The 10,824-nt window shown below is 57.7% G+C and carries 8 protein-coding genes, 1 tRNA gene and 2 pseudogenes; 3 read left to right on the top strand and 8 right to left on the bottom strand.

Annotated elements, in window-relative coordinates:
* Positions 1-291: 291 nt before the first annotated feature.
* Positions 292-368, bottom strand: a tRNA-Arg gene (locus ABIB90_RS39815).
* 270 nt (positions 369-638) lie between these two features.
* Positions 639-2,639: a hypothetical protein gene (locus ABIB90_RS39810; RefSeq protein WP_354202803.1), complete on the bottom strand. Its 2,001-nt coding sequence runs from the start codon at positions 2,637-2,639 to the stop codon at positions 639-641.
* Between the two features lie 67 nt (positions 2,640-2,706).
* On the opposite strand from ABIB90_RS39810, the pseudogene ABIB90_RS41760 reads away from it, so the two are divergent.
* A pseudogene (locus tag ABIB90_RS41760) lies at positions 2,707-2,847 on the top strand (IS5/IS1182 family transposase); the annotation flags it as partial.
* A 382-nt stretch (positions 2,848-3,229) separates the two neighbouring features.
* Here ABIB90_RS41760 and ABIB90_RS39800 read toward each other — a convergent pair.
* From ABIB90_RS39800 to ABIB90_RS39775, 6 genes are all read right to left on the bottom strand, one after another.
* On the bottom strand, positions 3,230-4,288 hold the full coding sequence (locus ABIB90_RS39800) for an EscU/YscU/HrcU family type III secretion system export apparatus switch protein (RefSeq protein ID WP_354202802.1): 1,059 nt from the start codon (positions 4,286-4,288) through the stop codon (positions 3,230-3,232).
* A gap of 5 nt (positions 4,289-4,293) precedes the next feature.
* Positions 4,294-5,082 carry a type III secretion system export apparatus subunit SctT gene (sctT, locus tag ABIB90_RS39795; RefSeq protein ID WP_354101717.1) on the bottom strand — a complete coding sequence of 263 codons (789 nt, stop codon included), beginning with the start codon at positions 5,080-5,082 and terminating at the stop codon, positions 4,294-4,296.
* Positions 5,083-5,183: 101 nt separating this feature from the next.
* The gene (gene sctS / locus ABIB90_RS39790) at positions 5,184-5,444 is read right to left on the bottom strand and encodes a type III secretion system export apparatus subunit SctS (RefSeq protein WP_027520098.1); all 261 of its coding nucleotides are present in this window, start codon (positions 5,442-5,444) and stop codon (positions 5,184-5,186) included.
* Entirely contained in the window at positions 5,441-6,103 is a 663-nt protein-coding gene (gene sctR / locus ABIB90_RS39785; RefSeq protein WP_027520097.1) for a type III secretion system export apparatus subunit SctR, read from the bottom strand. The genes sctS and sctR overlap by 4 nt, the downstream gene beginning before the upstream one ends.
* Positions 6,100-7,086 carry a FliM/FliN family flagellar motor switch protein gene (locus tag ABIB90_RS39780; RefSeq protein ID WP_156949079.1) on the bottom strand — a complete coding sequence of 329 codons (987 nt, stop codon included), beginning with the start codon at positions 7,084-7,086 and terminating at the stop codon, positions 6,100-6,102. Before ABIB90_RS39780 ends, sctR begins: the two co-directional genes overlap by 4 nt.
* Positions 7,083-7,628 carry a hypothetical protein gene (locus ABIB90_RS39775; protein WP_354101715.1) on the bottom strand — a complete coding sequence of 182 codons (546 nt, stop codon included), beginning with the start codon at positions 7,626-7,628 and terminating at the stop codon, positions 7,083-7,085. Before ABIB90_RS39775 ends, ABIB90_RS39780 begins: the two co-directional genes overlap by 4 nt.
* 1,121 nt (positions 7,629-8,749) lie before the next feature.
* Here ABIB90_RS39775 and ABIB90_RS39770 point away from each other — a divergent pair.
* Positions 8,750-9,253: pseudogene (locus ABIB90_RS39770) on the top strand (transposase); the annotation flags it as partial.
* A gap of 512 nt (positions 9,254-9,765) precedes the next feature.
* Positions 9,766-10,608, top strand: coding sequence for a phosphatase domain-containing putative toxin (locus tag ABIB90_RS39765; protein ID WP_198034894.1), 843 nt, complete (start codon positions 9,766-9,768; stop codon positions 10,606-10,608).
* Positions 10,609-10,824 lie beyond the last annotated feature (216 nt).

Raw genomic sequence — 10,824 nt, 5'->3', positions numbered from 1 at the left:
CGTCTGCCATCACAAGGTGTCCACCTATTTTGGTGGACACCTCATGCATCAGAGCACTCAAAAGCAAAAGGTGCAGGGAAATTCGCGCTTACGAACGATCACCCATCCAAACCGCTCAATCGGGCTTCTTAACGGACGACTATTTGGACCGCGTTGGAAAAATGTCGGAGCACAATGACGCGCCGGGCGGAGCGCGAACACGACAAGGAGTGACACTTTTTGAACATGACGCCCGGGATCGTCCCGTTCTAAGATACTGGGCTGAGTTCGCTACCAAGATTGACAATGAAATGGCGCACCCGACACGATTCGAACGTGTGGCCTTCGCCTTCGGAGGGCGACGCTCTATCCAGCTGAGCTACGGGTGCTTACTGCTTACGCAGTGCTTACGCGGATTTCGCGTCTGAGGTAACCCCAACGCGCAGCCCTTGCAAGCCATTGCAGTACAATACGCTTTCTTCCTCACTTTTCGCACCGGCCGGCTTGACACCTGCCTTCGGAGGGGGCGCTCTATCCAGCTGAGCCACGGGCGTAATGCTTAGCCGTCCAGCGACCCAATGAAAGCAAGCCGCTAGGCTTCTGTTGCGACATCGTCAAACCAGTGTTTGCGGAATCCACGCATCGGATCGTCGCGCCTCCTACGGCCACAGTGCCGTCGAGGCTTGAGCCTCATAGCTAGGCTGGGCAAAGCCTTCGGCAATGGCAGCTAGGCGCCGCTGGAGGTCGCGCGGGAGTCCTCCCATGCCTGCCTCGAGATGTCGCAGCGCCGAGACCCGATGCTCAGGATCGATAAATCCCTCCGCCAGGGCAACAAGGCGCTCCTGAACTGCGGGAGCAACCCGTACCAGGTTTCCCCCGAGGCTCTGCAAAGCCGAAACACGATGCGCAGGGTCGTCCAGCCCCTCGGTAAGGGTGACGAGGCGCTTCTGCAGCTCGGGCGCAAACTCCGCCAGGCCCTCTCCGAGGCCTTGCAAGGCCACGACACGATGCCCGGGACTGTTGAACACCTCGGCAAGGCCGACGAGGCGCTCCTGGACCGGGACCGCTAGCCGGCCTACATGCGCCCTTAGGGCCCATAGCGCCGAGATGCGATCCTCGGGCTGAGCCAGCCGCTCAGCGAGGGCAACGAGGCGCAGCTGGAAGGAGGGCGAAAGCCCTCCCACATGCATTCCAAGAGCCCATAGTGCCGAGACGCGATGCTCGGGCTCGTTAAGCCGCTCCGCGAGGGTGAGCAGGCGCCCCTGGAGCGCGGGCGCAAGCCCTTCCACACCCACTCCGAGGCTTCGTAGGGCCAAGACACGATCCTCGGGCTCGTCAAGCTGCTCGGTGAGTGTAACGAGGCGCTCTTGCAGCGGGGGTGAAACCCCTCCTACGCGCACTCCAAGGCTCTCCAAGGCTTGAGCACGATGGCTGGATTCGTTTAGCCCTTCGGCGAGAGCGATGAGGCGCCTTTGGAGTGCGGGCGCCAAGTCTGCCACGCGCACTCCGAGGCCCTCCACCGCAGAGGCCCTATGCGCGGAGTCGTGAAGTCCTTCGGCGAGAGTGATGAGGCGCTCCTGGAGCGCGGGCGCCAGCTCTCCGACGCCCGTGAGGCCCTCCAAGGCTTGGGCGCGATGCTCGGGGTCGTCAAGTCCCTCGGTGAGGACGATGAGGCGCTCCTGGAGCGTGGGCGCAAACTCTCCCACATGCGCTCCAATACCCATCATAGTTTGAGCGCGATGCTCGGGGTCGTTAAGCTGCTCGGCGACGACGACGAGGCGCTCTTGGAGGGCGGGCGAAAACCTTGCCGCACCCGCTCCGATGTCCCACACGGCCGAGACGCGATGCTCGGGGTCGCTAAGGCCCTCGGCGAGGACAATGAGGCGCTCTTGGAGCGTAGGCGCAAAGTCTCCGATGCGTTCCCTGAGGCCCTCGATGACGGAGACGCGATGCTCGGGGTCGTCAAGCCCCTCGGCGAGGGTAACAAGGCGCTCCTGCTGCGCGTGCGTAAGCTGTCCTGCGCGCGCTCCGAGGGCCCCGATGACGGAGACGCGATGCTCGGGGTCGTCGAGCCCCTCGGCAAGGATGAAGAGGCGCGTTTGGAGCGCGGGCGAAAGCCTTGCCACGTGCGCTCCGAGGCCCCACACGGCCGAGACGCGATGCTCGGGGGCTTTAAGCCCCTCGGCGAGGACAACGAGACGTCCTTGGAGCGTTGGCGCAAGCTCTCCCATGCGTTCCCCGAGGTACTCTATGACGGAGACGCGATGCTCGGGGTCGTTAAGCCCTTCGGCGAGTGCGACGAGGTGCTCCTGCCGCCCTCTGGTCAGGTTCTGACGCGTTTCGTGAAGCTCCGCAGATAGCTGGGCGGCATCACGCAGTCGGCGACTTGTCTTCGACGTCATCAACGGATCGATCGGGCTGAGCTGCTCAGCAATTACACCGAGTACGTCCATCGTCAGATGAGGGCCGTGCCCTTCGATAGGCAGCGCAGCAGCATTCGATCCTTGAGGGTTAGAGCGTGTCTGCTCCACGACAGAACGGGACGGGCCGCTTCCTTCGAGATTAATCGCCGGCCCAGTGGGAGAATCGTCCGCGCCATTGGCTTCGTTGGTCTCATATCCCACCATCGGCGCCTTGCCGCGTTCGTCAATACCCCTCATGATTCACCTCCTACAAAGCGGCAAATGGATGAGTTCTTCCTAGTGCTCCACAGCCATCATCATCCGGGCTGCCGCCGACAAAGGCGCGCAAGCCGCTATTCTCAAGATCGCTATTCGGTTGCCGAAGTACCCACTCGACAAACATCTCTCCGCGCAGCGTCACCTCGTCGAATACTATCTACTAGGCAAACTGAAGTCGTTTCGTCGCGCGATAAACCCCAACGCCATGCTTCCGCAAGCATCTCGGTACCGTCACCATCACAGCTAGTGCTATGGCCAATAAATGTCCAAGCGACCGCGAAGAGCATCGATTATTCCGCCTTAGGCTGATAAGTAGGGGACGAACGGATCTCCAAGAGAGGCCACTCACGTCGACATGCATCTTGGCGGCAAGATCTCGAGCCCGATGGGACCGTCGCATTGGGCAGCGCCCATTTCCTCTCCCACGTACATGAAGATAGACGCGCATTATCTCGAGAACAAATAGATGTTCATTATGAAGCAATATCTCTTGCCTATGGCTGCTACAAGAACGGCAGATCCGTCGCACCGGCGGCGGGCTGTTCAAAACTGCGAGAACCAAGCTGAAGTCAGGACCGATAACCGGTCTCAGCCGCCAGTTTTCCGAGCGCCCGCAGAACCGTCGCGAGAGGTACAATCAGGTGCGATGGAATATACTCATCCACCAGGCCGTCCTTCAGGAGCGCGCGCGCCAGCGGAATGTTTCGCATCACCGGCACCCCCGCAGCGGCCGCGGCATCAATCATTTGCTGCGCCAAGAGATCGGTACCTATGGCATCGATCATGGGCAGGGGGGTGCGCTGCCGATCGTAGTAGATCGCCACTGCAATATGTGTGGGATTGGTGATCAACACGGTCGCTCTACGCGACTGCTCAATCGCGTCCCTGGCTAACAATTGCGAATGGAGGCGCCTGCGTCGGTCTTTGATCAGAGGGTCGCCCTCATTTTCCTTAGCTTCTCGTTTGACTTCGTCCAGCGACATCAAATTCTTGTTCGTGAACTGCCATCGCTGGAACGCAAAATCCGCAATTGCCAGCACAAGATAGCTCGCCCCCACATAACTAGCGATCCCGAGCAGCAGGTTACCCGTCACGGCACTTAGGCATGATATGCCACAGCTCGGCGTCCACACAAGCGCATGCACACCTTGGCGCAGCACAAGCATTATGACGAGGCTGAGTATCAGCACCTTCACGATCGCCTTACCCAGATCGAAGAGATTCTGCAGCGAGACTATCCTTCTGACATTCTCACCGGGGTTCAGCTTTTTCAGCGATGGCGTGACAGCCTCGGGGGAGAAAATCGCCCCGTTCTGCAGCAGGTTAGCGCCCACGCCAATGACCAGGACGATGCCGAGGAAAGGTGCGACCATACTTTGTACTTCACCGAAATAAAACTCGAGTAGCTGTCGGCTGACAATTAGGAAGTCCTCTTCAAGAAACGATACGGGCAACAGGATCGTTGCCTTAAGTCGGTCTACTAGGCCAGGCAAAGAGGCGAAGAACAGCGCGAAGAACCCAAGGGTCACCGCCGCCGACACGACTTCCTTACTGTGCGGAACCTGTCCCTTCTTGCGCAAGCCCCGCAGCCTCCTGGGGGTCGGCTTTTCGGTCTTTCTGCCGGTCACGACAGTCACCTGGCGACGCGATTGACGATCGCGACAGGCGACGGCATATGCTTGTCGGCATTGGCCAAAACAATCGTGAGCGATAGAATCAGCAGCAGAAGGGCAACTGCGCTCTTGACCGACATAGCGAGAAAGAAGACCTCCAGTTGCGGCGCGAACCGGCTGACCAGTGCCAAGCCGAATTCGCTGAGAAACATCGCAACAATGGCTGGACCGGCGAGAAGCAATGTCAGCAGCATCACGAGGTCTGCAAGATCTAACATACCGGTGACGAAGGCCGGACCAAATGCAGGGTGAAAGCTCCACAGCGGCCAGATTTCATGGGAGCGATAGAGCGCTTCTAATAGTTTGGAAAAGCCGCCGCTGACGAACAGCCATGTAGCGTAAAGCTGAGCTAGGAAGGTCCCAAGCGGCGAGTCCAGATTGAGGTTTCCCGGGCTCAAGAGGCTTGTCATCGTGGCTCCCCTCTGATGGTCAATGAACGTGCCCGCGCTTTCCACACCCCACATAGTCGCGGCAACTGGCATGCCCAGGAGGCACCCGAGCAAGAGTTCCTTGAGCCCCAGGCCCAGGATCGGCATCAGACGTGTGATGTCGAGATCCGCAGGCCTCGTTGCCCAAGCAAACCCCATTGCCGGGAGCGCCAATGCCATGATCACGCCGTTGCGCGCCGGCGCCGTCACCATACCGCGTCCCAGAAAGGGCATGACAAGCACCATCCCTGTCACCCGTGCCATCGCAAGCGGCAGGACAACAAGGAAAGTACGCAGGTGAGCTGGATCAAGTGGTGACATGGAATGGACTACTCTAGCGCTTGCCCAGCTGGTGGGGTCGTTCTTGTTGCGTGCCGCCCGGCGAAGAGAGGCAAATTTAGCAAGTCCGTTGGGCCCCAGACTTACATCCCGGCGATCTGGTCGAAGATGTTCACCGTATACCGGCTAAGCTCACCAAACCAATTCGCGGTGGCGGCCAGCATCAGGCTCACGCATATCAGCTTCACGGCGAAAGAGAGTGTCTGCTCCTGAACTTGGGTCAGAGCTTGCATAACACTGACGATCAGCCCGACGCCCGTAGCGACGAGGACTGTGGGCATCGACAGGACAAGTGTCAGTTTGAGCGCGCCAATGGCAATGTTGGTGAGAGTGGCGGTATTCATGGTGCTGCTCCCGCGTAGGAGAAGACGAGGCCATGAATTAGGCGCTGCCACCCGTTCACGGCAACGAACAAGAACAGCTTGAATGGCAAGGATATGGTCATTGGCGAGACCATCATCATGCCCATTGCCAGAAGGATGTTCGAAACGACGAGATCAATGACGATAAACGGCAGAAACAATAAGAAGCCGATTTTGAACGCGTCTTCCAGTTCGGATGTCATGAAGGTCGGAATCAAAATCATAAATTCGCTGCCGCTTATGGCGGCGGCGTCCTCCTTGCTCCACAATCCCCGAGCCGCATTGACGAAGAATTGCCGTTCCCGTTGCGACGTGTTCTTCAGGAGAAAGTTGCGAACTGGCTCAGCAGCTAGCGTTATCGTTGTCCCTAATTCGCGGATATCTTGGGATGCGATTGGTTTGTCGCGCACTGCTTCATACGCACCTTTAGCCACTGGCTGCATGATGTAGACCGAGAGCAGGATGGCGATCGCATTCAGCGCCATGTTCGGCGGAATGTTCTGAACGCCGAGAGCATTGCGAATGAGCCCAAAGACGACGACGAGCTTCACGTAAGAGGTGACGGTAATAGCAACGAAGGGGGCGATCGCGACGCAGGCGATTAGGACGATCAGCGTCGCGGGATCAGGCTGCGCCATCATCGTTCTGCTCGTGCTAATCGCAGGTCGAGCACGCGCACACCTGTTCGCTCGGCGATGCGCACCAGTTCACCGGTTGCGACGACCTGGCCATTGACGCGCAAACTGATGTTGGTAGTGGCATCAAAACCAAGATCCAGCACTTGGCCGACAGCCAATTCGCGAAGCTGCCTGAGCGGCATGGTCAGACGTCCAGCATCCACATCAACAGGAAGATCAATGCTGTCGAAGGTTTCCGGCGGGAGTGGATCCGGTCTATCCATCATACAGTCCACAGTTGAAAGGATGGCAAGGCGGCCATCGAAGATCGAAGCTCGAAAGCAAGGACCGCCAGAGAGGCATAGAAGAACAGTCATGACGCCGTCATGGTCGACGGGCGTGGTATCCAGCAGGACGACGTCCCCTGAAGCGAGTTGATGCAGATCCGTCAAGATAAGGCTGATGCCGGCGACCAGCAGATCGACAGAAACGGGCAGATCATCGAGCACGGCGCACACGACGGGAAGCGTAGAGCAGCAGTCGGCGATCCATTGCAGTCCACCGCCATCGAATTCGACCATCCCGAGGATATCGCCCGGACGCTCCAAGCGAAGAATCTCAAATGCGTAGGGAAACGCTTCAATGCTCCCGGCCGAAGACCAGATCGGCCGATGCCCACACCATTGTTCCACCTGGATCGCGAGATCTCGGAAGACAATGTCGAACAGGATTTCTCGCAGGCCGTCACCCGGAGGAAATGCGGTAATTTCCGGCCAATGTTGCACAGCAGCCGCCGGAAGGAGCGTCGAGTCAACTGCCACGCGAATCCTGTGGCCGCTTGGGCGCATCACGGCCTGGCAGTAATCCGCCGGACGGCGCGGAGGTGTCGAACCTGGCATGACAGCTTCCACGTCGATGCCAGCGATGTTGAAGGAGACTGGCAGACGTGTAGCAAGACGCGAAACGGCGACGGCCTCACGTGGGCCATAGCAAGGCAGATCGATCACGCGCGCTTCTCAACTTCATAGTAGAGTAGTGTCTCAAATCCGCGAGATCGCCGGTTGCTGCCTTGTTCGTCCGATATTGAGCTGTGGGCGAAGACGACCATCACGATGCGCATTTCAAGTCGATCGGACAAATCGCGCGCAAATGGATGACCATGTACCTGCAGGATAGGCCAAAGCCGCTCGGATTCGATGCAAACCCTTAGGGTATCATGCTGGAAACTGACGATTACACGCGCATTGCCGAACAATTCGCGGTTCAGCATGATCTGCACCTCGGTATTGCCGGCACAATCTTGGCTGACCAAAGTGTGCTCGGTAATCCTCCTGGTCAACTCAGTGAGTTCGACCAATCGCGAAAGCTCTTCGGGCGCTCGCCGACGCCGTATAGGGTCCGGCATGGCACCGATGATCGAACCGACAATCAAGGAAGAAGACGTGGCGCTTTCGCTTTCGGCCAGATCATGCGGATCATTGTCGAAATCCTTGCAATCAGGTGCGCGATCGGCCCCCTCGCAGGCGTCTAGATTCGCCTCTTCGATCAATTGCGAGAACCAAGCTATATCCCTGCTACGCACACACGTCGGCACCGGGGCCGCCACAGGAATTGAACGGCCACGTGGTGTGATGCACGACATCGCAGCCCTTATCGCTAGTTGCATCTAACTCACCGCTAACTTTGACCGCTGTGGGACTGGGCCACCTGGCTCAGCCGCGTTGAAGCGCTCGGCAGGACACACCATTCACCATCACGGCGACTTACCGAACCACAACAGTAGTTTTCACTGGGCCTACGTCTCCAGGACATCGTATTTGTCGGAACCTACTTCCTGGGAGAAGAGCAGCCAGCCACTCAACGGAGTAGCATCCACTTCTCCATGTACTCACGGTCGACCAGAAGCCAATACAATTTCGATATGGGATCAGCTGATGAGGTTATGCCTTTCAGGAACAACATGCTCAGCGTCCAATAGCCGGTTTGAATGAGCAGGGACCAGCGATTTTCGGAGGTTACTCACACATACGGCTGATCGGCATGACATGCCGCAATTGGCAAGGGTTGTCGCGGCGTGCTTGTCGGGTGAGACGCAGGCCGTTTTATGTTTGGAGTGCTGGCCGACTAAGATCGCCCCGATTTTGGAGGCAGAGGCTTGACTGGAAGCAGTCGCGCCGTTTAGCGGAGGCCGTTGAGGCAGACTTGCAAATCGTCCCGTACCTCCTGCGACCCCAATGCTGCCAAGGCTCGAGCCCGATCCGCAGGCTGAGGAAGACTCTCGGCGAGGACAGACAGACGCCGCTGGAGCTCGCGGGGAAGCTCCGCCACGGCTGCCCCGACGCTCCGCAAGGCCAAGACGCGGTTTGTGGGATCGGCGAGTCCCTCCGCCATGGGACGAGGCGTTCCTGGAGCTCGCGTGAAACCGCTGCCACGTGCACACCGCGGCTTCGCAATGCCAAAACGCGATGCATGGGCGTCCGAGCGCGTGCGAGTAGGTATAGATGAAAGCCAGATCATGGCCCTGCTACTTGGTAGGGCGTGCGTCTGATTTTTGACTCATGGATCGACTCCGGAGCCCCCAATAGGGAGGCGAACGATAAATGTATGGTACCGGATCGAATTGAGCCAAGCCGAGCGAGAGGAACTGGCGGCGATGCTGAGCGGCGGCGGTACCGCCGCAACGGCACGGCCAATCTCTTCGTTGCCTTCGATCCGCATCGAGTTTGGCGCAAGGTCAAAGTCACCGAGCGGCGCACCGCCGTGGATTGTGCTCACGGCATGCGCGAACTCGTCGATGTCCATGACCCCAAGGCCGCCTGCATCGGTGTCGTGCAAGACAATCTGTCGATCCATGCCCCCGGCGCGCTCTAACAAGCCTTTGCCCCGCCGAGGCCCGCCGCATCGAGTTTCCACTACACCCCGAAACACGCCAGTTGGCTCAATATGGTCGAGATCTAGATCGGCGCGCTCCAAGGGCAGTGTCTCGGCCGGCGGATCGTCGATCCAAAGCGCCTTAGAAGCGAGATCGCAGCATGGGAGCGGCAGCGAAACAAAATTCGCGCCCGTATCAACTGGATGTTTACAGCGGACAAAGCTCGCACCAAACTGGGCAGCGCTTATCCAGGCATATCCAAAGAATCAAAATTACTGCGACGAGCTACTAGCTGTGGATGAGCCCGCGCAGGATGGCTTCCGCGCGCATGGAAGCAGCCCGAGTAGTGGCGAAGCGTTAAACAGCGCCACCGCTCCCCCCCCCGCAAGCCGGTAGGTGAAGGATTTGTTTTGCCGTGTCAGGATGCGGAACGCAGCTCGCTCGTGCTTGGTTTGCCGCGCCTCGGAGTGCACGCTCCGTTCAGTGCTGGAGCTGGGTAGTGCGCGGCGACCTGCCGTACCTAGCCTGCGTCATTTTGATGGGGCTATCTTTTTGCTGCTCAAAGGAGAGACTTATGCGGTGTGGTCCCGGCAAGCCTGTCGGTCTTTCATATCAAATGCCGGCGCCAGATTCCGATCTCGGCGCTTGCGCTCCAGCCTCATCGAGCGTCGAGTCACGCACGCCATTTAGAATTCCACCGACAACAATACCGAAGAAAATATCCGACCAAAATCCCCCAACGCTTGTATATGACATGATTGAACCCTCTACCTTTCGCACCACATCCGATACATCCGGGATGGAGAGTTGCGACTTGACCGGGTTTGACGGTTTAAGCTTGTCTGGGAGTGAACAATTTTCTGAGCGGCAGCTAGAAGAACTAATTACACTGACACGTCCAAAACGGATCGTCATTATAGATACTAGGCAAGAGTTCCATGGATTCGCAAATGGAGAACCAATATCCTGGTATGCTGCAGATAATTATAACTGGGGTAACGTGGAAAAGCCTGCTGAAATTATTCCCGCGAAGGAGACAAAGAAGCTCGCAAAACTACCGACTAAATTTCCTTTTGGTCTGACCATAGAATCCGGGAGTGTCGTAAAAGGAAAGGCTTCTTCGGCGCCTCCAAAGGTTCTCGATTTCGGTAAAGTGAAAATAGAAACGGAAGAGGAATTAGTTAAAAGAAAGGGTGTGGCATATCTGCGCATTCCGACACCAGATCATGCGCGCCCCACCGATGCTGAAATAGATAAGCTTGTATCGGAGTTGCGAAACCTCGCCCGTGCGGGTGATGTTCATTTGCATTTTCATTGCCGGGGCGGCATAGGGCGTACAACGCTGCTGATGACCTTGGCAGACATGTTGCACAATTCCGACAAAGTGCAATGTGCGCACATCATAGAACGCCAGATAAAATTAAGAAGACGCGACGAATTTCCAACAAGCAAGGCGTTAAACAAGGTGTTGCGGAACGAGAAAAGCGAGCTGATGAACACATTTTTTCAGTATGCAAAAGAACAGCCTCTTGAAAAAGCGGATGCCATTTCATGGACGGAATGGCTAGCGTTAAAAGCACATCGTGAGCATCAGATCTTGGATACATCGAGTGTCGGTACGCCGCCGACCGCGCCTCCCGGCCATAGGATGCCGTGAAATGGACCCCGCGTTGGCGCAACCGCTTCAACCGGTTTCTTAGTTTGAAAGCCATTCACCTTGCGAAAGCTAGGCCGCATTGACGGCTCTAATCCAGAGCATCGCAGCGGTGATGTGTTCGCCGTCAGGGCTTGAGAGACAAATTTACGGTTTTGCGAAGGGGCAGGAGGATTACTGCTTCATCGTGGCCGCCAGGAGCGAATATGAAGCAGAAAA

Origin of the sequence: Bradyrhizobium sp. JR4.1, from assembly GCF_040548605.1 — a bacterium.
Taxonomy (GTDB): Bacteria; Pseudomonadota; Alphaproteobacteria; order Rhizobiales; family Xanthobacteraceae; genus Bradyrhizobium; species Bradyrhizobium canariense.
This window is presented reverse-complemented; position numbering and strand designations above follow the sequence as displayed.